We start from the raw sequence: 22,563 nt of genomic DNA on the forward strand, positions 1-22,563 counted from the left end.
CGTGGACTGGTTGGCAGCGCTTACGCAGTTGCGCGAGAGGAATGAGACGGCGGTTATCGCCACCCTGGCTCACGCACGCGGCCACTCGCCCAGGGACGCCGGAGCAAAAATGGTCATCTCCGCTCATGAACTCTGGGGCTCCATTGGTGGCGGGAACTTCGAGGCCAGCATCGTCGACAGGGCCAGGAAACTCATCGCCGCTGGCGGCAGTGCCCCCGAGCTCATGACGTTTGCGCTCAACGACAAAGTTGCCGGAACCCACGGCGTCCAGTGTTGTGGCGGTGAGGTCACCGTATTCCTCGAGGTCATCAACTCCAGGCGGACGGTAGTGATCTTTGGAATGGGGCATGTTGGCTACGAGATCTCCCATATTCTTGCCCGGCAACCGCTAAATCTGATCCTAGTAGACACCCGTCAGGAGGCCCTGACCACCGAACGCATGGAACCGCTGCGAGGCGGTCCGGCCCGTCTCTCGATCCGCCATGAAATTGCCCCCGAGGTTGTCCTTCCCACGCTTCCGGAGGGCGCCACGGTCCTTGTCCTAACGCATGACCACACCGAGGACTTCGTGCTGTGTGAGGCAGCCCTGCGGACCACACTGTTTCACATCGGCTTGATTGGATCGCGCAGCAAGTTTGCCCGCTTCCGCAAAAACCTTGCAGCCGAAGGCCATGCTGAGGCAGAAATTGACAGGATCACCTGCCCCATCGGCATCCCGACGATTGCCGGCAAGGATCCGGCCAGCATCGCCGTCGGCGTTGTCGCGGATCTGCTGGCACGTTGGGAGAATGCCGGGGGCGAACCCCAAGGAGAGTATTTGCACTAAGTGCAAACTTGCACTTAGTGTAGTCATGTGAGTATTTCTGCGACAACAATCCCCTCGCCGTCTGGGCAGCCATCTCGGCGCGAGCTCAACAAGACAGCCACCCGCGAAGCCATCGCCGCGGCCGCCTTGAATTTCCTGAGAGAGAAGGACCTCAACTCCTTCACGGTCGACGACGTAGCTGCCGTCGCCGGAGTTTCCCGGCGCACCTTCTTCAACTACTTCTCCTCCGTGGAAGCGGCCGTCACCAGCTACACGCAGCGTTACCTTGACTCGGTCATCACGGCATTTGAGGCCCGTCCTACCTCCGAATCCATTCTGGAATCTGCTCAGGCAGCGCTTTCCACCGTGGGCAATACCAACGATCTGGCCATTCTGGCTGAAACTTTTTCGCTGACCCAGGACCCGCAGCTTGATCGCCTCCAGCTGCAGGCGTGGGACGAATGCACCATAAAAATCGTGGATGTGGCCCGCCGCCGCCTGCCGGCCGAAACTCCCGAACTCTACACCTTGTCCCTGGTGGGTGCCATTGTTGGCAGCTGTCGGGCAGCTTTCCAGGTTTGGTGCCAAGAATGTGGCGCCGATACCTCTGAGCCCTCCCTGGCGCAGCTGCGCCAAAACCTTGACACCACCATTTCGCTTCTTCGCAACGGCTTCTAACGTCTTTCACCCGGCTTCGCCCGCATTGTTATTTACAGAATGGATTCACCATGGCCCTTTGGCTCTATAAATTAGGGCGGTTCTCCGCCCGACGCGCATGGTTGGTGATCACCGCCTGGGCCGTGATCGTGGGCCTCGTGGGTGGTGCCGCGGCACTCTTCATGGGCCCCATGTCCAATAACTTCCAGATCCCCGGCACCGAAACCCAACAGATGGCGGACAAGCTCCAGGCCGATCTTCCGGAAGCATCCGGCGGCACGGGAGCTGTGGTGTTCACCAGCACTAACGGAGAACCATTTACGGCCGCCCAGGAAACGGCCATCACGGAAGCCATGAAAACTGTGACCGAGGTTCCCACGGTCAAGGGAGTCATCGATCCGTTCCTGACAACGGCCTCCCAGAAAGACGGCGCAGCCCAACTCGCCGGGGGCGCTGCGCAATTGGCGCAGGAGCAGGCCAAACTCGACGCCCAAAAGGCCCAGACGGCAGCACTACCGGCAGACTCTCCCGAGGCCCAGGCCATTGCTGCCCAGCTAGAGGCCGGACAGGCCACCCTGACAGCCAAGAAGGCAGAGCTTGATTCCGGCCAGCGCACCAGCGATGCGGCCGCAGCCGTCCGTTTTGTCTCCGAAAACAACAAGGCCGCGATCGGCCAGATCCAGTTCACCGAGTCCATGAACGGGGTAACCCCGGCCAACCGCCAGCTGGTCCAGGACAAGCTGAACACCCTCGAATCCAGTGGCGTCACGGTCTCCTACAGCAAGGAAATTGTTGAGGACGTGTCCTCACTCTTCGGCATCTCCGAAATTGTTGGTATTGCCGTTGCGGCCGCCGTGCTGCTGATCATGCTGGGCACCCTGGTTGCGGCCGGCTTGCCGTTGCTCATGGCCGTAGTGGGCGTGGGTATTGGTGTGGGCGGCACCATGGCGTTGACCTCGGTCATCGAGATGTCCTCGATCTCCCCCATGCTGGCGCTCATGTTGGGCCTGGCAGTGGGAATCGACTACTCCCTGTTCATCGTCAACCGCCACCGGCAGCAGCTGATGGCCGGCATGGCCATGCGCGAATCCATCGCCAAGGCCACCGGAACCTCGGGCAACGCCGTGACCTTTGCCGGACTGACAGTCGTCATCGCCTTGGCCGCCCTGGCCGTTACCGGACTGCCGTTCCTTGCCGTCCTCGGTTTGGCCGCGGCAGCAACCGTTGCCGTGTCCGTGATCATCGCCTTGACCCTGACCCCCGCCTTGCTTTCGCTCATCGGCACCAAGATCATCTCCCGGAAGGCCTGGGCCAAGAACGCGGCCGCCACACAGATCCACAATGCCGCGTTGGAGGGTTTGAGCGACGCCGAAAAGTCCGCGGCCGATGACGCTGCCGACATTGCCCGCAGCGCCAAGGGCTGGGGCGGGCTCGTCACAAAGCACCCGGTCATTTCCCTGGTCACCGCTGTCATTGCCCTGGTTGTCATTGCCATCCCGGCAACCGGCCTGCGGTTGGCCTTGCCCGACGGCGGTTCGGAACCTGTTGATTCCAGCGCCTTCCAGGCCTACTCCATCACAGGCGAAAACTTTGGCACCGGAATGAACGGTCCCATCATTGTGGTTGGTTCGCTGCCTGCCGGGCTGGACCAGGCTGCCGCCACGGAGCTGAACCTGGATGTGGCGGACAAGCTCCGCGAGGTCCACAACGTGACGGCCGCCGTTCCCGTGATGGTCAGCAAGGACCTGCGCACCGCCGTCTACCAGGTCATCCCCACGGAGGGCCCGGCAAGCGAGAGCACCGTTCAGGTCATCCATGATCTGCGAAGCGAAGGCGCAAGCATCGCCTCGGAGCTCGACGTCACGATCGGGCTGACAGGCCAAACAGCCGCCAACGTCGATGTCTCGGAGAAGCTGGGAGCGGCGTTGCCGCCCTACCTGGCCATCGTCGTCGGGCTTTCCCTAATCCTGCTGATCCTGGTATTCCGCTCCATTCTGGTTCCGCTGCTGGCTACCGCCGGTTTCCTGCTCTCGCTGGTTGCGGCCTTTGGTGGCGTGGTGGCTGTGTACCAGTGGGGCTGGCTCGGAGGGATCTTCGACGTCGCGAACCCGGCGGCAGTGTTGAGCTTCCTGCCCATCATTTTGATCGGCGTGCTGTTTGGCTTGGCCATGGATTACCAGGTGTTTATTGCTTCGGGAATGCGTGAAGCTTACGCCCATGGGCAGTCGGCCAAGCAGGCGGTGCGGACCGGATTCAAGCATGCTGCGCCGGTTGTCACGGCGGCCGCGATCATCATGATCAGCGTGTTCTCCGGCTTCATCTTCAGCCACCTGACCATGGTGCGTCCGCTGGGCTTTGCCTTGGCATTCGGCGTGCTGGTTGACGCGTTCGTGGTGCGCATGACGATTGTTCCGGCCGCCATGCACCTGCTGGGCAAGTCGGCCTGGTGGATCCCGAAGTGGCTGGATAAGATCCTGCCGGATGTGGACGTGGAGGGCGCCAAGCTGGCCAGCCTGGAGATCCCGGACGACGCCGGTGAGCTCGAGCAGGAGCCTGCCACGGCACGGTAACGGTTCATCTCGATACGGAAAGGCGGGCGGGGCTTGTGCCCCGCCCGCCTTTTTGCTGGTGCACTACACTTGTGAGCCACGGCACAAAGGAGCCTGCGTGCCGTACACCGTCCATTCGAGACTTGGGTTTTGGAGAGTTGATGTCACCCACGTACCCCCTGCTCGATCCCCTGGAGGCGCTGCGGCCACTGGTGCGCGATTCGTGGAAACGGTCTTTCGATGCCTTGGCCACCACGGGCGGTTTGGAACCTCCGCTCATATGGGAGAGCCGCGAATTGATCGAGTTCCGCCGGGACCATCCGCTGTCGGCCATCATGCCTGTTATCAACAAATTACTCATTGAGCCCAGCCATGACACGGGTTTGTTGGTGGCCGTGGGCGATGAACATGGCCGGTTGCTATGGGTTGAGGGTGATTCCTCCGCACGCCGTCACGGCGAGAACATCAATTTCGCCAGGGGTGCCGATTGGTCCGAAACGGCGGTGGGCACTAGCGCCCCGGGCACGGCTCTGGTGTTGGGCAAGAGCGTGCAGATTGTGGGCCGGGAGCACTTCAATCCGGCCGTCCATTCGTGGAGCTGCACGGCCGTGCCCGTGCATGACCCCGATTCCGGCTCCGTCCTTGGCATTGTTGACATCACCGGAGGTGCCGAGGCTGTGGGTGCCAACACCCTCTCCCTGGTGCAGGCAACGGTGGCCGCGGCGGAAGCCCAGCTTCGCATCCACCGGCTGGAACGGCAGATGGATGCGGGCAAACGTCAGGGCAAGAGAAGCCACGGAACCTCCGGCGCATCCAAGCCCCTGTACCGCGACAGTTTGCAGATTCTGGGCCGGGACCAGGGCCTGCTCCATGTTGCCGGCCAAGCCGTGATCCTGAGCGAACGGCACACCGAAATTCTGGCCGTCCTTGCACTTCATCCGGACGGGCTGAGCGCGGATGAACTGACGGCCAAGGTTTACCCGGACGGCACCTCTTTGACCAGCATCAGGGCTGAAATGGTGCGGTTGCGCAAACTGCTGCTCTCCGCGGCGCCGTCGCTCGTGCCAGAATCCCGGCCCTACCGACTCCCCCGGCCGCTCGTGTTGGACGCCGAGCAGGTTCGCAACTATCTTGACCGCGGCGCACACCGCTTGGCACTGAATATGTACCGCGGGGAGGCCATGCCCCGGTCCTTGGCACCGGCAGTTGAGGGGATCCGCAACCGGGTTGCCGTGCAATTGCGCGAGGCAATTCTCAATGACGCCAGCCCCGAGGTCCTGCTGACGTATCTGCAACTTTCCGAGGCCACGGACGACGTCGAAGCTTGGCGCACGGCGCTGCGTCTCCTGCCGCCGCGCTCACCCAAGCGGGCCGCCGTCGTGGCTCACCTTGAAGATCTGGAAACTTAACGAGCCGAACGGATAGTATTCCATCGCTTGAGGTGTTGCGTCATTGATAACCGGGCGGCGACACACCAGACTATTGCCATGGGACAAACCGTAGACGTCATTGCCATTGCCGCCGATGTCGCGGGCACCGCACATGCCGGACAGGTGGACAAGGTGGGCGCCAACTACATCGAGCACCCTGCCCGGGTAGCAGAGCATGTGCGGCAGCTCTTCCCCGATGCCCCGGATGCGGCGATTGCAGTGGCGTGGCTCCACGACGTTGTGGAGGATACCGAGGTCACTTTCAGGGACTTGATCGTCTGGGGCTTCTCTCTTGACATTGTCACTGCCGTGGATGCCATGACCAAGCGCAATGGCGAACCTGTTGAGGAGTACTTTTCACGCGTCCGGGCAAACCGGTTGGCACGCATGGTCAAGGCCGCGGACTTGAAGGACAACACCGATCCCGTGCGCGTCGCCAAGTTGGATCCGGCCACCGCGGACCGCCTCCGGGCCAAGTACGCCAAGGCCGCGGAACTCCTCGCACTCGACTAGGCGGAAAGCAACAGTCCGCCCACGGCGTGCCAAGCTGTCGAGGGCGTACGAAATTCCATGTGCCCTCGACAGTTTGGCACGCCGTCAACGATTTTCTGATCCCCAGAGCCTGACCCACTCCATGCAACGTGGTTGCAACGTGGCCCGGCGTACGCTTCCAGACAAGGACGCTGATGTCCCCCACTGCGAAGGAGTTTAAACAATGGCTGTTTATGCGCAACCCGGAACCGACGGATCCAAGGTCACTTTCAAGAATCGTTATGAAAACTGGATTGGCGGCGAGTGGGTCGCCCCGGTCAAGGGTGAGTATTTTGAGAACGTCACTCCCGTCACCGGCAAGGTCTTCTGTGAGGTGGCCCGCGGCACCGCCGAAGACATTGAACTGGCATTGGACGCCGCGCACAAGGTGGCCCCGAGCTGGGGCAAGACCTCCGCAACGGAACGCGCAGCAATCCTGAACAAGATCGCGGACCGCATCGATGAGAACGTAGAACTCCTCGCCGTCGCCGAGACGTGGGACAACGGCAAGGCCGTCCGCGAAACCCTCAACGCCGACATCCCGCTCGCGGCAGACCACTTCCGCTACTTCGCCTCCGTGGTCCGCGCCCAGGAAGGCAGCCTCACCCAGATCGACGACGACACCACTGCCTACCACTATCACGAGCCCCTCGGCGTAGTGGGCCAGATCATTCCATGGAACTTCCCCATCCTGATGGCCGTGTGGAAGTTGGCGCCGGCACTTGCTGCGGGCAACGCCGTCGTCCTTAAACCAGCGGAACAGACGCCCGCCTCCATCCTGGTTCTCATGGAACTCATCTCCGACATCCTGCCGGCCGGCGTCATCAACGTGGTCAACGGCTTCGGCGTGGAAGCCGGCAAGCCGCTGGCCTCCAGCAAGCGCATCCGCAAGATCGCATTCACGGGTGAGACCACCACGGGCCGCCTCATCAGCCAGTACGCGAGCCAGAACCTGATTCCGGTGACGTTGGAGCTCGGGGGCAAGAGCCCCAACATCTTCTTCGAAGACGTCATGGACAAGAACGATGCCTTCTACGACAAAGCACTGGAGGGCTTCACGCTCTACGCCTTCAACCAGGGCGAGGTCTGTACCTGCCCCTCACGTGCACTCGTCCAGGAATCCATGTACGAGAAGTTCATGGCCGACGCCGTGGCCCGCACCGAAGCCATCATCCAGGGCAACCCGCTGGACACGGACACCCAAATTGGGGCGCAGGCTTCAAATGACCAGATGGAAAAGATCCTGTCCTACATGGACATCGGCAAGCAGGAGGGAGCCAAGCTGCTCACCGGCGGCGAGCGCAACTTCCTCCCCGGGGATCTGGCCGGCGGCTACTACGTCAAGCCCACCATCTTCGAGGGCACCAATGACATGCGCATCTTCCAGGAGGAGATCTTTGGCCCCGTGCTCGCGGTGACCAAGTTCAGCGACTACGCCGACGCCCTGCACATCGCCAACGACACCCTCTACGGCCTCGGCGCCGGTGTGTGGTCCCGCAATGGCAACGTCGCTTATCGGGCGGGCCGCGAGATCCAGGCCGGGCGCGTGTGGGTCAACAACTACCACGCCTATCCCGCGGGTGCTGCGTTTGGCGGCTACAAGTCCTCGGGCATTGGCCGCGAAAACCACGCCATGATGCTCGACCACTACCAGCAGACCAAGAACCTGCTGGTCAGCTACAGCGAGGACAAGCTCGGCTTCTTCTAAGACGCTCGCTCACTTACGGGGCATCTTTCCCTGACGCTCGCTCACTAAAGGGGCGCTTTTCGGGAACGCTCCCTCACATTTGCCACGCACGACGCCGGGCACCTGACCCTTGGGTGCCCGGCGCACGCCCGTCACCACACCGTTCAAAGGAGAACCACATGACCACGATGCATGCAGCAGTTGTCAAGGAATTCGGCGCACCCCTCAGTGTTGGGGAATACCCGCTCCCCTCTCCCGGGCCGGGACAAGCCCTGGTCAAATTGATCGCCAGCGGTGTTTGCCACACGGACCTGCACGCCGCCGAGGGCGACTGGCCAGTCAAGCCCAGCCCGCCGTTCGTGCCCGGCCACGAAGGTGTGGGTGAAGTCGTGGCCCTTGGAGACGGCGTCACCTCCCTGTCCGTCGGCGACCGCGTGGGCAACGCGTGGCTGTGGAGCGCCTGCGGGGACTGTGAATTCTGCCGCACCGGCTGGGAAACCCTGTGCGAGTCGCAGCAAAACGGCGGCTACAGCGTGGACGGCTCCTTTGGCGAGTACATGCTGGTGGATGCCGAGTTTGCCCCGCGCATCCCCGAGGGTGCCGACCCCGTGGAGATCGCGCCAGTGTTGTGCGCCGGCGTCACCGTCTATAAGGGCCTGAAAATGACTGAGGCCCGCCCGGGCCAGTGGGTTGTCATCTCCGGCATTGGCGGGCTGGGGCACATTGCTGTCCAGTACGCCGTGGCCATGGGTCTGCGCGTTGCCGCCGTGGATATCGCCGAGGACAAGCTGGCCCTGGCCCGTAAGCACGGCGCCGAAATCACCGTCAACGCCCGGGATGAGGACCCGGTGGAGGCCATCCAGCGAGAGACCGGCGGCGTCCACGGGGTATTGGTTACGGCCGTTCACCCGGCAGCCTTTGGCCAGGCGATCGGCATGACCCGTCGCGGCGGCACCATCGTGTTCAACGGCCTGCCCCCGGGCGATTTCCCGGCACCCATCTTCGAGGTGGTACTTAAGGGCCTGACTATCCGCGGCTCCATCGTGGGTACCCGCCAGGACATGACCGAGGCCATCGACTTCTACGCCCGCGGCCTCATCCACCCCACCGTCTCAACCCGCAGCTTGGGTGAAATCAACGAGGTGCTCGAGGAGATGAAGGCCGGGGCAATCGACGGCCGCGTGGTCATCGCCTACTAGCAAAACCATGGCCGGGTCCGCCAGGGCCCGGCCTCCCCCATTGTGAAGGAGCACTTCCATGGACTCCACGTCTGAAACGTTGGATGCAGCCATCACCATCGACGGCGAAACACAGTCCCGCGTGGCGCTGTCTGCCACGGCCGTCGAATTGCTGCGGAAATTGTGGGGCATTCACGGGCCGTTGATGTTCCACCAGTCCGGGGGTTGCTGTGACGGCTCCTCCCCCATGTGTTATCCGGCGGGCGAGTTCATTACGGCCGAGGCCGACATCCTGCTGGGACTATTTGAGCTCCCAGGCTGCGGTCCGGTGGAATTTTGGATGTCGAAGGAGCAGTTCAACTACTGGTCGCACACCCACCTCACAGTTGATGTGGTGCAGGGGCGTGGCAGCGGTTTCTCGGTTGAGGCGCCCGAAGGCAAACGGTTCCTGATCCGTTCTCGCTTGGTGGAGGGATTCGTTCCGGCGTCCCGCTGATACGCGTTGTTAAACCCTTCGAACGCCAGAAGGGTAGACCTACTTCCGGCGGTTTCTTGCTTGGCGGCTCTTTTGAACGATGACGGCCGCAACGGCCACCACGATGGCCCCGGCCATGACGATTTCCATGGTGCTCCTTTCCTGAATTCCCTACGCGCTGCCGGCCCCCAGCCTGGGTGGGCGGGTCCGGCGTCGTACATGGTCAACTATGCCAGCGGTTTGCGCGCCTCGATGAGGAAACGGGTGGTTGTGGCGGTGAACTTACCGTCGCGCTCGATGATGGCATGCAATTCCCGCAGTTTTTCCACGTACGACTCCACGGTGAAGCCCGGCACCATCCAAATGACCTTGCGCAGGAAATAGATGACGGCGCCGATGTCGAGGAACTCGGTCTTCAGATACGCGGTTTGCAGCTCAACCACCTCCAGGCCTGCAGTGGTGGCTTCGGCGACGGCGTCGTCCCAGTGCCGGCCCCGGCGCACCTCCACTGGCTGCGGTCCCAGGAAAAACTCCACCAGTTCAAAGACACTTGCCGGACCCACTTGTTGGGAAAGGTACGTGCCGCCGGGTGCCAGGACGCGGTAGACCTCCTCCCACCACGCCTTGAGCGGGTGGCGGCTGGTGACCAGATCAAAGGCATCGCCGGCAAAGGGCAGCGGCGGCTCGTCATTGTCTGAGACCACCACAATGCCGCGCGGATGCAGCCGGGCCGCGGCTACGGGCAGGTTGGGTGGCCACGATTCCGTCGCCACGGCCAACGGCGGGATGATCTCGGCACCGGCCAGGACCTCCCCACCCCCGGTCTGCAGGTCGAGTGAGGCCGTGGCACCGGCCATCCTGTCCGCCATGACGCGCTGGTATCCCCACGGCGGGCGCTCCTCCGTGGCACGGCCCTCCAACCAAGAAAAATCCCAGCCGTCGACAGACACCGAATTCGCCTCGGCCACCAGATCATCGAACGTTTTACGCATCTCTCCACCCTATGCGGCGATTACCCTTGAACCATGACTTTGCCCCTAATCCTCGCCTCGGCCTCCCCTGCTCGCACCAAATTGCTCACCGACGCCGGCATTGCGCACCGCGTCCTGGTTTCCGATGTGGACGAAGACGCCGCAACAGCTGCCGCCGGACCACTGACACCCGCCGAAACCGCACTGCTGCTGGCCCGAACCAAGGCCGAATCCGTTGCCGCCGGTATGCCTGACGGCCTCGTGGTGGGCTGCGACTCGGTTTTCGAGTTTGACGGCGCACCCTATGGCAAGCCGTGGGAGCCGGACGTCGCCCGCGAACGCTGGCAGACGATGCGCGGCAAGTCTGGCGTCCTGCATACCGGCCATTGGCTCATCTCCACGCACGACGGCGGCGCTCCCGTTGGGCACGGAGAGGTCACCAGTGCGCGCGTCACCTTTGAGGACGTGTCGGACGCCGAGATTGACGCGTACGTCGCCACCGGTGAGCCGCTGCAGGTTGCCGGTGGATTCACGATCGACGGTCTGGCCGGGGCGTTCATTTCAGGGATCGACGGCGACCCGCACACTGTTGTGGGGCTCTCCATTTCCACGCTGCGCAGGCTGCTGGCCATCCATGGGGTGTCCATCACCGATCTGTGGGCCTAGCACCAAGAAGTTGTGCACATATGCGGGAAACCCGCCCCGGGTTCTGCGCATGAGCATTTATGCGCAGAACCCGCGGCCAGTCCCACGCATAACTTCAGGAAACGTGCAGAAAGTACTTGACGCTACGGAAAGTAGTTTCATATAGTTGAGTCGGCAGGAAGCACCGCTCAACCGAAAGGACCGTCATGAGCCAGCCCGGCATCTCCCCCTCGGCCGCCGAAGCCCGCGAACTCCTGGCACGGGCCGAAGGCATTGGCACCTCGGCCACCAGCGCCGCCAGCTGGCCCGCCGCCATGGTGTTCAATTCCCTGGCAATGCTTGGATCAATGCTCATGATTGGACTGCACATCGTGGCCCACACCGGCTACGGCGCACCCCTACTAGCGGCAACGGTGGGCATTTGGGCCGCCATCAATGCCACGATCTGGCCCCTGATGCAGCGCACCACCAAGACAGGATTCACAAGGCGCTTCCTCACTTCACTTCTGGGATACATGGGCCTCTACGTGATTGCCCTTCTTGTTGGCGCCTTCGCCTTCCCCCACGGCAGCTTGGCCTATTACATTCCCGCCGCCGCCGTGCTCGCTGTCATTGGCCTGGCAGCCGCATTCCGCGAGTTGCGCGCATGAGCCAACAGCCAGCCCAGCACCCACGGCATGAACTCAGTGAAGTTCTGCACCAGCCAGTCCGGTTCTCCATTGCCGCAGCCCTGGCCAAGACCGAGACCATGGATTTCAAGGACCTGCGCAACACCATCCAGGTCAGCGATTCAGTGCTCAGCAAGCAACTCACGATCCTCGACAAGGCTGGCTTCGTGGAAATCAAGAAAGCCTTTGTGGGCAAATTCCCCCGCACCTCGCTCAAGCTAACGCCGGCCGGTCACGAAGCGTGGGAGCACCACATGGCCACCCTTCGCCTCATTGCCGGCGCCTAGCTGGGGATCAGGCCGTGACCCACGCGCCACGCTCGGGACTGTTTTTGTAGGAACCCAACAAAGGATCGCCGTCACACACGCATAAACGCCATGATGTGTGAGGAAAATCCACATATTCACGCTAGGCTCTCCAAAGAATAGAAGGAGTCTCGTGTGGGAATTTCACGCTCTGCAGCCGCAAATACAGCTGGCGCAACATCGCTGACCAAAGTCCTGATCGCCAATCGCGGTGAAATCGCAGTCCGCATCATCCGGGCGGCTCGCGACGAAGGTATCGCTTCCGTAGCCGTCTACGCGGAACCGGACAGGGACGCGCTCCATGTCCGCATGGCAGATGAAGCCTTCGCCCTCGGTGGCGCGACTGCCGCCGACTCCTACCTCGTCATGGAGAAGATCCTCGACGCCGCCAAGGCATCAGGCGCCGACTCCGTTCACCCCGGTTACGGATTCCTGGCCGAGAACGCCGAGTTTGCCCAGAAGGTTATTGACGCAGGCCTAATCTGGATCGGCCCCTCCCCCGCGGCCATCGCCGCACTGGGCGACAAGGTCCAGGCCCGCCACATTGCCGAAAAGGTTGGCGCGCCCCTGGTTCCCGGTACCAAGAACCCGGTTGAGTCGACGCAGGAAGTCCTGGACTTCGCCGACGAATTCGGCCTTCCACTGGCCATCAAGGCCGCCTACGGTGGCGGTGGCCGCGGCATCAAGGTTGTTCGCAGCCGCGAGGAAATCCCAGAACTGTACGAATCCGCAGTTCGTGAAGCCGTTGCAGCCTTTGGCCGCGGCGAGTGCTTCGTTGAACGCTTCCTGGACGCTCCTCGCCACGTGGAAACCCAGTGCTTGGCAGATGCCGCGGGCAACGTCGTCGTCGTGTCAACAAGGGACTGCTCACTGCAGCGTCGCAACCAGAAGCTGGTTGAGGAAGCCCCCGCACCGTTCCTGTCCGAGGACCAGAACAAGCGCCTTTATGAAGCTTCGAAGGCCATCATGAAGGAAGCCAAATATGTTGGCGCAGGCACCTGCGAATTCCTCGTGGGCACCGACGGCACCATCTCCTTCCTCGAGGTCAACACGCGCCTGCAGGTTGAGCACACCATCTCCGAAGAGGTCACGGGCATCGACTTGGTCCGCGAGCAATTCCGCATCGCACGCGGCGAAGAGCTCGGCTACGGCGACCCCGAAATCCGCGGCCACTCCTTCGAGTTCCGCATCAACGGCGAAGATCCGGGCCGCGGCTTCATGCCGGCACCGGGCACCGTCACCACGCTGACCCTGCCCACCGGCCCCGGCGTCCGCGTCGATTCCGGCATCACGGCCGGCGAGGTCATCGGCGGCAACTTCGACTCCATGCTTGCCAAGCTGATCGTCACCGGCGCCACCCGCGAGCAGGCACTCCAGCGCTCCAGCCGCGCACTGGAAGAAATGCAGATCGGCGGCCTGCCCACCGTGCTGCCATTCCACCGCGCAGTGGTTGTTGACCCCGCCTTCGCCCCGGCCAACGGAGAAGCGTTCACCACGCACACCCGCTGGATCGAGACCGAGTTCAACAACACCATCCCCGCCTTCGACCTCGCCGGCGCTGCCGCCGCAACGGACGACGCCGGTACTCGCCAGAGCGTGACCGTCGAGGTGGGTGGCAAACGCCTTGAGGTGACGCTCCCGTCGTCGTTCGCCGTCAGCACCGGTTCCACCAATGGGGCCAAGAAGGCCAAGAAGGCCGGACGCACCCGCAATGCCGGCCCGGTAGCCGCCAACGGCAACGCACTGACCTCCCCCATGCAGGGCACCATTGTGAAGGTTGCCGTGGCTGACGGTGATGTAGTCGCAGAGGGTGATCTGATTGTGGTTCTTGAGGCCATGAAGATGGAGCAGCCACTCACGGCACACCGCGCCGGCACCGTCACGGGCCTGAGCGCAGCAGCCGGGGACACCGTCTCCGCCGGAGCCGTATTGGCCACCATCGAAGACTAACCCTCGCTCACATACGGGGCATAAATGCGAAACGCTCGCTCACCAATGGAAATTGGTGAGCGAGCGTTTCGTATTTATGCCCCTTTGCTGAAGGAGCGTCCTCCAAACCACCCCCATTACTGCAGGAGCGTTGGGAATGGGAAGAGGAGCTAGCTGACGTTGGAGGTGTAGTCCAGGTCGCGGGTTTCCTTCATGACGAACAGTGCAACAAGCGTCAACACGGCCATCGAGGTGAGGTAGATACCCACCAGGACGGGGCTGCCGCCGGCGGACTGCCACAGCGCCACCGCGATGAACGGGGCCACGGCAGCGCCGAGGATGCTGGACATGTTGTAGCTGATGGCCGAACCTGTGTAGCGGACGTTCGTGGGGAACAGTTCCGGCAACAGGGCGCCCATGGGGCCAAAGGTGAGGCCCATGAGTGTGAAGCCCAGGATCAGAAGAGCCATAACACCGGCCGTGCCTGCGCCGAACAAGGGCACAAAGAACAGGCCGAAGACGGCAATTCCACCGGTGATCCACAACAGGGACTTGCGGCGGCCGTACTTCTCGGCCAGCGGTCCGGAGACCAGGGTGAAGATGCCGAAGAAGACCACACCGATGATGAGCATGATGAGGAATTCGTTGCGGGTGTAGCCCAGGCCCGGGACCCAGCTGGCAATGGCGTCGGCAGTCATGGGCTTGCCCTTGGCTTCCGCAGCGGCCTTGGCGGCCTCAATCGTGGCTGGCGTGGTGCCGTAGGACAAGGTGAACGTGGTCATGAGGTAGAACAGCACGTACGTGGCCAGCATGACAAAGGTACCCAGGATCAGGGGGCGCCAGCTCGTCTTGAAAACGCGACCCACCGGCAGCTTGGAAACCTCTCCCTGGTCAATAACCTTCTGGAAGGCGGGAGTTTCCACCAGCTTCAGGCGGACATACAGGCCAACAATAACCATGACGGCGCTGAGCAGGAACGGGATGCGCCAGCCCCAAGCCTGGAACTCCGCCGTCGTCAGGCCGAAGCTGAGGGCCAGGAAGATGCCATTGGCCAAGATGAAGCCGATGGGGGCACCCAGCTGCGGGAACGTGCCCCAGATGGCGCGCTTTCCCTCCGGTGCATTCTCCGTCGCCAGCAGAGCAGCACCGCTCCACTCACCGCCAAGGGCCAGACCCTGCATGAAGCGCATGACAACGAGCAGCGCCGGTGCCCAGAACGTCCAGCCCGGAACCAGGGCGGTGGGCAAGCAGCCGATCAGGAACGTGGAGACGCCCATGGTCAGCAGGGATGCCACGAGGGTTCCCTTGCGACCTACCTTGTCGCCAAAGTGGCCAAACACAATGGAGCCCAAGGGGCGGGCAACGAATGCTACACCGAAGATTGCAAAGGAGCTCAACAGGGCCGTGGCGGCGTCGGCCGTGGGGAAGAAGAGCGCCGGGAAGACCAGCACGGCCGCGGTGGCGTAGACATAGAAGTCATAAAACTCGATGGTGGTGCCGATGAGGCTCGCGACGATAACGCGGCCTCGGCTGTTGACGGGCGGGGTCTCCGCTGTCTCCGCCTTGGGGGTGGAACTCATGGGATGGCTCTTTCTCGTGGCCCCACCTCGTAGTGATCGAGGCTCAACTTCGCCCGGGAGGTCTATCTCACGCGCAAAGCCAACACCAAACACATATAAGCGCAGGGCAAGTTCAATTCATTCTGCGGTTACCAAGAATACTCCCGGCGTCCACCTGTTGGACAATCATGCCACTATACGGACGAATCCGGGGCACCTCGCCCGTGGCCTAACAACGCCGGGACACGACGGTTAAGGAAAAGTCACAACAATTTCACACCGTTTGACCTGTCCCGAAACGCCGCTTCCATAACGTTGAACTTACAAGATTCAGGCACGATGCCCCAGGGCACCGTAAAGCGACGGGGAGGTTTGTCATGACGGCAGAGCGCAACGGCAGCACCACAATTGAGACCACACCGGGCACCACCGGCACACCGGCAGGCACAGCAGCCGGTGCAGAAATAACCAGCACCCGCGGCAGGTGGTTGCACCACTGGGACGCGGAAGACACCGGTCAGTGGGAATCTGTGGGCAGGGCAATCGCCAAGCGGAACCTGGCCTGGTCCATCGCCTGCGAATTCCTCGGCTTTGTGGTCTGGCAGCTCTGGTCGATCGTAGTGGTCTTCCTCCCGGGCGCGGGCTTTACCTTCAGCTCGGGTGAACTGTTCTGGCTCATCTCCATCCCCTCCCTTGTGGGAGCCACGCTGCGAATCCCCTACACCTTCATGGTGGCCAGGTTCGGCGGACGCAACTGGACCATTGTTTCCGCGCTCCTGCTACTCATCCCCACCGTGGGCCTGGCCCTGTGCGTAGGCAACCCGGAGACCCCCTTCGGCGCCATGCTCGCCGTGGCAGCCTTGGCCGGTCTGGGCGGCGGAAACTTCGCCTCCTCCATGGCCAACATCACCTACTTCTTCCCGGCCCGCGAAAAGGGCTGGGCGCTGGGACTGAACGCCGCCGGCGGAAACCTGGGTGCCGCCGTCGCACAGTTCATGGTGCCTTTGGCCGTAACGCTACTGGCAGCCGGAACCTTGGGCCTGCCGCTGGCCGGGCTCATGTGGGTTCCGTTCATCTTGATCGCTGCCTGGGGCGCGTGGAAGTACATGGACAACCTGACCAGCGCCAAGTCGGACATTGCCGGCTCCCTGGCATCCCTGCGCGAACCCCACCTGTGGATTCTGGCGCTGCTTTACATCGGCACCTTCGGCTCGTTCATCGGATTCTCCGCAGTGTTCCCGAAACTGATCATGGATTCCTTTGGCGCCGGTGTTGGCATCCCGATTGGCCCGGCCATCATCTCCCTGGCATTCCTGGGCGCCTTGATCGGCTCACTGGCCCGGCCCTACGGTGGCAAGCTGGCCGACCGCTGGGGCGGCGCCCGCGTCACGGTTGCCTGCTTCGGCGTCCTCTCCTTGACAGCACTGGCACAGCTTCTGACGTTGCCGCTGGGCAGCTTCCCGCTCTTCCTGAGCCTCTTCCTGGTTCTCTTCGCAGCAGCTGGGGCCGGCAACGGTTCCACCTACCGCATGATCCCCATGGTGTTCGCCTTGCGGGCCAGCTCCACCGATTCGCCCGACGGCGGCAAGATGAGTGCAGCCCGCAAGGGTTCGGCCGCCTTGGGCATCATCTCCGCGATTGGCGCTTACGGTGGATTCGTTGTCCCGCAGGTCCTGAACGCCTCCCGCCAGGCAACCGGCGGCTACCAGGGAGCCTTCATCGGCTTCGTCGCCGCGTACCTGATCCTGATGGCCCTGACCTGGGCCGTGTACCTCCGCCCGTCCTCGGCAGCTTCTCTGAGCCGCGTCTAATGATGAGCCCTTCACGCACCCCGGCCACTTGCAGCACCACCGACACCCACTGCCCGTACTGCGCCCTGCAGTGCGCCATGACGGTGACGCCGGCAGCTGCAACGGTCCCGGCAACAGAAGAGGCAGCCGCGGTTCCCACCATTGCCGGACGCGACTTCCCCACCAACCGTGGCGGATTGTGCAGGAAGGGCTGGACCTCGGCGTCCCTGCTGGGACACCCCGGGCGCGTGACCACTCCCCTGCTCCGCGGCCAGGACGGTATTCACCGTCCCGTGGAGTGGGCGCAGGCGCTGGATCTGATCGCCGATCAGGTCCGGCGCACGCGCAACGAATTTGGTCCCGACGCCGTGGGGGTCTTTGGCGGCGGCGGCCTGACAAATGAGAAGGCGTACCAGCTGGGCAAGTTCACCCGCCTGGCCCTGGGCACCTCACGCATCGATTACAACGGCCGGTTTTGCATGTCCTCGGCCGCGGCCGCCGGGAATCGCGCGTTTGGACTGGACCGGGGCCTGCCTTTCCCGGTCTCGGATCTGGATTCGGCCCACACCATCCTCATGCTTGGTTCCAACGTGGCAGAGACCATGCCCCCGTTTGTCCAGCACCTCCAAGGCGCTCGCGCCGCGGGCGGGCTGATTGTGGTGGACCCCCGGCGCACGGCCACGGCGGATTTCACGGCCGACGGCGCGGGCCTGCACCTGCAGCCCGTCCCGGCTACGGACCTGGTCCTGCTTTTGGGCCTGAGCCACATCGTCATCCATGACGGCTTGGTGAACCAGGACTTCATTGCCAACCGCACCCATGGGTACCAGGCCGTGGCGCGCAGCGTCTCGTCGTGGTGGCCCGAACGCGTGCAGGCCGTTACGGGTGTCCCCGTCCATCTGCTGCGTGAGACGGCCCGCCGGCTCGCGGAGGGTGCCCTTCTCGGCGGCAGCTACATTCTGACTGGCCGCGGTGTGGAGCAGCACGTGGACGGCACTGATACCGCCACGGCCGCCATCAACTTGGCGCTCCTGCTGGGCCTGCCGGGTTCGGCCACCAGCGGCTATGGCACGCTAACGGGTCAGGGCAATGGCCAGGGCGGGCGGGAACATGGCCAGAAGGCCGATCAGCTGCCCGGCTACCGCAAGATCACCGATCCCGCGGCCCGTGCACACGTCGCCAAGGTGTGGGGTGTGGACCCGGAAATCATCCCCGGCCCGGGCCTTCCCGCCGTCGAACTTTTGGCCTCCCTTGGCCAGCCCGACGGCGTCCGAACGTTTTTCATCCACGGCGCCAACGTGGCGGTCTCCGCCCCCAACGCCAGCGAGGTGGTCAAGGGTTTGCGCCGTCTGGACTTCCTGGTGGTGTGCGATTTCGTGATGTCGGAGACCGCGCGGGAGGCCGATCTTGTGTTGCCGGTTCTGCAGTGGGCCGAGGAGGAAGGCACCATCACAAACCTTGAGGGGCGCGTGCTGCGACGCCGGGCGGCCGTAACGCCGCCAGCCGGTGCCAGGAGCGAGCTCTGGATCTTCTCCGAGCTGGCCCGCCGCTTGGACGCACCGTCCACCTTCAGTCCCGATCCGGAGACCGTGTTTACCGAGCTGCGGGCAGCGTCGGAGGGCGGTTTGGCGGATTATTCGGGTATTGACTACGCGCTGCTGGATTCCGGCGCCGAGGCGTACTGGCCCTTTCCCGCCGGCAGCAAAGGCACGCCGCGGTTGTTCTTGGATTCCTTCGCCCACGCTGACGGCCGGGCCGTGCTGACACCGGTCTCCCCGGCAACTTCCCGGGGCCAAGACACACTCTTTGCCGGCTCCACTCTTGCCCTTGTCACCGGCCGGTTGCTGGAGCATTACCAATCCGGCGCCCAGACCCGGCGCGTTCCGGAGCTGGCGGCTGCCGTTCCGCACGCCGAGCTGCTCATCCACCCGCTGGCTGCCGCTTCCCGTGGAATTGCCGACGGCGCCCGCGTCACCATCTCCAATGCGCGTGGCTCGGTCCACTGCACGGCAAAGGTCAGCACAGCCATCCGCAGCGACACCGTTTTCCTGCCGTTCCATTTCCCGCAGGAGGAGAACGCCAATCTCCTCACCAGCGCGGCCGTGGACCCCGTCTCCGGCATGCCCGAGTTCAAAGCCAGCTCCGTCACCGTCCTGGCGGATCCCACTGTGCAGGGGACCGCCGCCGCTGAACCAGCCGACCTACAGGAGGCGTCATGACAATCTCACCGAACCACGTGGTCATTGTCGGCTATGGTCCCGTTGCCGCCCGGCTGGCCGATGAGTTGCTGCCCTCTGTGCGCCGCGGTGAGCTGTCCTTGACCATCATTGGTGAGGAAAGTTCGGCAGCCTACAACCGTGTCCTGGTGGCCGATCTTGGAGTAGGCCGAACCACGGCTGAGGCAATCTCCGTCTCCGACCCGGCCGAGTTGGCGGCCGCCGGCGTCGCCGTTCACCTGGACGCATGCGTGCGGCGCGTGGACCGTGCCCGCCAAGGCGTGCTGCTCGCCGACGGCACCTGGATCAACTACGGCAAGCTGGTGTTCGCCACGGGCGCCCGCCCGGTAGTTCCCACATTGCACGGCCTCAACCCGGATCCCGCCGCCCGCGTGCCGTTGCCCCGTGGCGTCATTGCGCTGCGGAATTTGGCCGATGCCGCCGTGCTGCACAACGCCGTGGAACGTCGCCAGCGAGTTGTGGTGCTGGGCGGTGGCATCCTGGGGCTGGAGGCCGCACTTGCCGCCCGCGATGAAGGCGCCGAGGTCACGGTGGTTCACCACGGCGCGCACACCTTGGGGCGCAGCATCGACGCCGGAGCCGGACACACCGTAGCCGCGGCATTGCGGGCCCGCGGCATCACTGTGGTTTCCCAAGCCCGCGCTGTTGGCGTGAACATGACCGACGGCACGGACGGCAACCCCACATTTTCCGGTTTGCTGCAGGAGAATGGCTCGGTGGTGGCTGGCGATCTGTTGGTGTTGTCCTGCGGAGTTCGTCCCCGGGTGGAGGTTGCCGAGGGTGCCGGCCTGGCCACAGATCGCGGCATTCTGGTGAACCACTCCATGGCGGCTCACCACGATCCCAACGTGTTCGCCATGGGTGACTGTGCCGAAATTCGGTGCCTGGACGCTGACTGCCCCGAATGCGCCGCCGGCACCGGCCCGCTGGGTTTGATCGGCCCGGGATGGCGTCAGGCGGAATGGCTGGCAGCATTCCTCATGGACAACCCAGCAGCGTCCACTCCCCTGCCGGCTGAGCGCGCACCCGTCATGATGCTCAAGGCGCGAGGTGTTGATGTGGCAGTGGCCGGTGACGTTGCGGCCGGCCCGTTCGACGACATCCCCGGGTTGTCGGTGAGCCTCTGGGCGGATCCCGAACACGGAAAATACGTCAAGATGAGCACCCGCGGCGGTGTTTTGTGCGGCTTTATCAGCGTGGGCATGCCCCGAACCGGCGCGGAACTGACCCTACTCTTTGAACGTGGCGCCGAGCTTCCGGCAGACAGATCAGCACTCCTGCGCCTGGATGGGCCCGACCGTGAGATGGCCACGGTGGCAGATCCGGCCCGGACCGTATGCCGTTGTGCAGGTGTCGCGGAGGAAACCATCACGGCCGCCGTGGTTGGCGGATGCTCCAGCGTGCAGGAAATCTCGGCCGCCACCCGGGCCGGAACTGGTTGCGGCGGCTGCCACTCGGACCTGAAAAACCTCATCGAGGCGCATTTCGCCCCGGCCTAAAACCAAATGGAGTGCAGAAACAGAGCGTGGAACCACCACCGCCTTGGCATATGCGCAGCACTGGACACCAGTGTGGCGCATAGGGTCAATTCAGGGCGCGGGCACTTTTGCTATGCGCTGCACTCGCATCCAGTGCAGCGCAGCTGTGCCACTGGCGCCAAACCTGACCCCAGTGGTGCGCATAGCGAAAGTGCCACCACGTTACATGTGGACGTGGAGGCGGCGCGCGGCTTCGGAGATGGAACCGGACATGGACGGGTACACAGTGAACGTGTTGGCCACATCATCCACGTGCAGCTTCTGCGTCACGGCCAGGGCGATCGGGAAGATCAGTTCACAGGCACCGGCACCCACAACAACGCCACCAATGACGGTGCCGGAGCCCTTGCGCGCAATGATCTTCACGAATCCGTCGCTGACACCACGCATCTTGGCCCGGGCGTTGGTGTTCAGGGACAGCTTGATGACGTCGCCCTGGTACTTGCCGGAGGCCAGATCCGCTTCGGAAACACCAACGGAAGCAATTTCCGGGGAGGTGAAGATGTTGGAGGAAACCTGGTTGAGCTTGAGCGGGCGTACACCGTCGCCGCCCATGTGGGCCACGGCAATTCGTCCCTGCATGGCAGCTACTGATGCCAAGGCAAACACACCTGTGCAGTCACCGGCGGCGTAAACGTTGGGCGCGCTGGTGCGGGAGACGCCATCGACCTTGATGTGGCCGGTGGAGGTGACCTCAACACCGGCAGCTTCCAGGCCGATCCCCGTGGTGTTGGGGATGGAACCCACACAAACGAGGCAGTGTGACCCGGTGACCTTGGAACCATCGCCCAGGGTGACAACAACGCCGTCGGCCGTGCGCTCCACAGCTTCGGCGCGAGACTGCGACAACACGCGCAGGCCGCGGCGGGCAAAGACGTCCTCGAGTACGGCTGCGGCGTCGGAATCCTCGCCCGGCAGCACCTGGTCGCGACTGGAAATCAACGTGACCTTGGAACCGAGGCCGTTAAAGGCGGAAGCAAATTCGGCACCGGTAACACCGGAACCAACCACGATCAGCTCTTCGGGGAGTTCATCCAAATCATAGATCTGGGTCCAGTTGAAGATGCGTTCGCCGTCGGGCTGGGCAGTGGCGAGCTCGCGCGGGTGGGCGCCAACGGAGACCAGGATGGAATCGGCCTTGATGATTTCGCGCGATTCACCGCGATCCACCTCGATGGTGCGGTTGTCCAGCAGCCGGCCGGTACCGATGATGATCTTCACGCCCACGGCTTCGAGTCCGCGGCGGATATCGGCCGATTGCTCCTTGGCCAGGCGCATCACGCGCTCGTTGATCAGCTTCAGGTCCGCCTTCATGACGGTCTTGGGGTTGCCTTCGGCCGTTTCGAAGCTCACACCCAGCTGTGTGGAGTCCACGCTGCGGTTCATGGCCTCGGCCACGGCGATCAACGATTTGGAGGGGACAACGTCAGTTAGAACAGCAGAACCACCCAATCCGGACCGTTCAACGATGGTCACCTTGGCACCCATCGACGCGGCGACCATGGCCGCTTCATAACCACCGGGACCACCACCAAGAATGGCAAGGCTGGGAAGGGCAAAGGGCTGGATTTGATCCTGTTGGCTGCTCACGAACCTATTCTTCCCTAGG

Annotated in this window: 18 protein-coding genes; 15 read left to right on the forward strand and 3 right to left on the reverse strand. The window is 63.4% G+C overall.

Annotated features, from left to right (window positions below):
* Nucleotide 1 precedes the first annotated feature (1 nt).
* From xdhC to BLV41_RS09605, 8 genes are all read left to right on the forward strand, one after another.
* On the forward strand, nucleotides 2-826 hold the full coding sequence (xdhC, locus tag BLV41_RS09570) for a xanthine dehydrogenase accessory protein XdhC (RefSeq protein WP_074711475.1): 825 nt from the start codon (nucleotides 2-4) through the stop codon (nucleotides 824-826).
* 27 nt (nucleotides 827-853) lie between these two features.
* Nucleotides 854-1,483 carry a TetR/AcrR family transcriptional regulator gene (locus tag BLV41_RS09575; protein ID WP_074711476.1) on the forward strand — a complete coding sequence of 210 codons (630 nt, stop codon included), beginning with the start codon at nucleotides 854-856 and terminating at the stop codon, nucleotides 1,481-1,483.
* Between the two features lie 50 nt (nucleotides 1,484-1,533).
* Entirely contained in the window at nucleotides 1,534-4,032 is a 2,499-nt protein-coding gene (locus BLV41_RS09580; protein ID WP_074711477.1) for an MMPL family transporter, read from the forward strand.
* A gap of 140 nt (nucleotides 4,033-4,172) precedes the next feature.
* Nucleotides 4,173-5,420, forward strand: coding sequence for a GAF domain-containing protein (locus BLV41_RS09585; RefSeq protein ID WP_074711478.1), 1,248 nt, complete (start codon nucleotides 4,173-4,175; stop codon nucleotides 5,418-5,420).
* 78 nt (nucleotides 5,421-5,498) lie between these two features.
* On the forward strand, nucleotides 5,499-5,954 hold the full coding sequence (locus BLV41_RS09590; RefSeq protein ID WP_044577692.1) for an HD domain-containing protein: 456 nt from the start codon (nucleotides 5,499-5,501) through the stop codon (nucleotides 5,952-5,954).
* Nucleotides 5,955-6,156: 202 nt separating this feature from the next.
* The gene (exaC, locus tag BLV41_RS09595) at nucleotides 6,157-7,680 is read left to right on the forward strand and encodes an acetaldehyde dehydrogenase ExaC (RefSeq protein ID WP_074711479.1); all 1,524 of its coding nucleotides are present in this window, start codon (nucleotides 6,157-6,159) and stop codon (nucleotides 7,678-7,680) included.
* 167 nt (nucleotides 7,681-7,847) lie between these two features.
* Complete coding sequence (adhP, locus tag BLV41_RS09600; RefSeq protein ID WP_074713234.1) at nucleotides 7,848-8,858, forward strand: alcohol dehydrogenase AdhP; 1,011 nt, start codon at nucleotides 7,848-7,850, stop codon at nucleotides 8,856-8,858.
* A gap of 58 nt (nucleotides 8,859-8,916) precedes the next feature.
* Nucleotides 8,917-9,333, forward strand: a complete 417-nt coding sequence (locus BLV41_RS09605; protein ID WP_074711480.1) for a DUF779 domain-containing protein — start codon at nucleotides 8,917-8,919, stop codon at nucleotides 9,331-9,333.
* A 206-nt stretch (nucleotides 9,334-9,539) separates the two neighbouring features.
* Here BLV41_RS09605 and BLV41_RS09610 read toward each other — a convergent pair whose 3' ends face one another.
* A complete protein-coding gene (locus BLV41_RS09610) occupies nucleotides 9,540-10,304 on the reverse strand; it encodes a class I SAM-dependent methyltransferase (RefSeq protein ID WP_074711481.1) in 765 nt (254 codons plus the stop codon).
* Nucleotides 10,305-10,337: 33 nt separating this feature from the next.
* Between BLV41_RS09610 and BLV41_RS09615 the strand changes: the two genes are divergently transcribed.
* The 4 genes from BLV41_RS09615 (at nucleotide 10,338) to BLV41_RS09630 (ending at nucleotide 13,851) form a co-directional block, all read left to right on the forward strand.
* Nucleotides 10,338-10,949: a Maf family protein gene (locus BLV41_RS09615; protein WP_074711482.1), complete on the forward strand. Its 612-nt coding sequence runs from the start codon at nucleotides 10,338-10,340 to the stop codon at nucleotides 10,947-10,949.
* Between the two features lie 185 nt (nucleotides 10,950-11,134).
* Nucleotides 11,135-11,578, forward strand: a complete 444-nt coding sequence (locus tag BLV41_RS09620) for a hypothetical protein (RefSeq protein WP_074711483.1) — start codon at nucleotides 11,135-11,137, stop codon at nucleotides 11,576-11,578.
* Nucleotides 11,575-11,883, forward strand: a complete 309-nt coding sequence (locus BLV41_RS09625; RefSeq protein ID WP_074711484.1) for a winged helix-turn-helix domain-containing protein — start codon at nucleotides 11,575-11,577, stop codon at nucleotides 11,881-11,883. The genes BLV41_RS09620 and BLV41_RS09625 overlap by 4 nt, the downstream gene beginning before the upstream one ends.
* A gap of 153 nt (nucleotides 11,884-12,036) precedes the next feature.
* Nucleotides 12,037-13,851, forward strand: a complete 1,815-nt coding sequence (locus BLV41_RS09630; protein WP_139244267.1) for an acetyl/propionyl/methylcrotonyl-CoA carboxylase subunit alpha — start codon at nucleotides 12,037-12,039, stop codon at nucleotides 13,849-13,851.
* Nucleotides 13,852-14,000: 149 nt separating this feature from the next.
* Here BLV41_RS09630 and BLV41_RS09635 read toward each other — a convergent pair whose 3' ends face one another.
* The gene (locus tag BLV41_RS09635; RefSeq protein WP_074711485.1) at nucleotides 14,001-15,410 is read right to left on the reverse strand and encodes an MFS transporter; all 1,410 of its coding nucleotides are present in this window, start codon (nucleotides 15,408-15,410) and stop codon (nucleotides 14,001-14,003) included.
* A gap of 356 nt (nucleotides 15,411-15,766) precedes the next feature.
* On the opposite strand from BLV41_RS09635, the gene BLV41_RS09640 reads away from it, so the two are divergent.
* From BLV41_RS09640 to BLV41_RS09650, 3 genes are read left to right on the forward strand one after another with little or no spacing between them, the layout of a single operon-like run.
* Entirely contained in the window at nucleotides 15,767-17,200 is a 1,434-nt protein-coding gene (locus tag BLV41_RS09640) for an MFS transporter (protein ID WP_074711486.1), read from the forward strand.
* Nucleotides 17,200-19,398 (forward strand): molybdopterin oxidoreductase family protein, encoded by a 2,199-nt coding sequence (locus tag BLV41_RS09645; protein WP_244516824.1) that lies wholly within the window; start codon nucleotides 17,200-17,202, stop codon nucleotides 19,396-19,398. The genes BLV41_RS09640 and BLV41_RS09645 overlap by 1 nt, the downstream gene beginning before the upstream one ends.
* Nucleotides 19,395-20,915, forward strand: coding sequence for an FAD-dependent oxidoreductase (locus tag BLV41_RS09650; RefSeq protein ID WP_074711487.1), 1,521 nt, complete (start codon nucleotides 19,395-19,397; stop codon nucleotides 20,913-20,915). The genes BLV41_RS09645 and BLV41_RS09650 overlap by 4 nt, the downstream gene beginning before the upstream one ends.
* A 201-nt stretch (nucleotides 20,916-21,116) precedes the next feature.
* On the opposite strand, the gene BLV41_RS09655 is transcribed toward BLV41_RS09650, so the two are convergent.
* Complete coding sequence (locus tag BLV41_RS09655) at nucleotides 21,117-22,457, reverse strand: NAD(P)H-quinone dehydrogenase (protein WP_244517012.1); 1,341 nt, start codon at nucleotides 22,455-22,457, stop codon at nucleotides 21,117-21,119.
* Nucleotides 22,458-22,563: the final 106 nt, after the last annotated feature.

The organism is Arthrobacter alpinus (assembly GCF_900105965.1).
GTDB lineage: Bacteria > Actinomycetota > Actinomycetes > Actinomycetales > Micrococcaceae > Specibacter > Specibacter alpinus.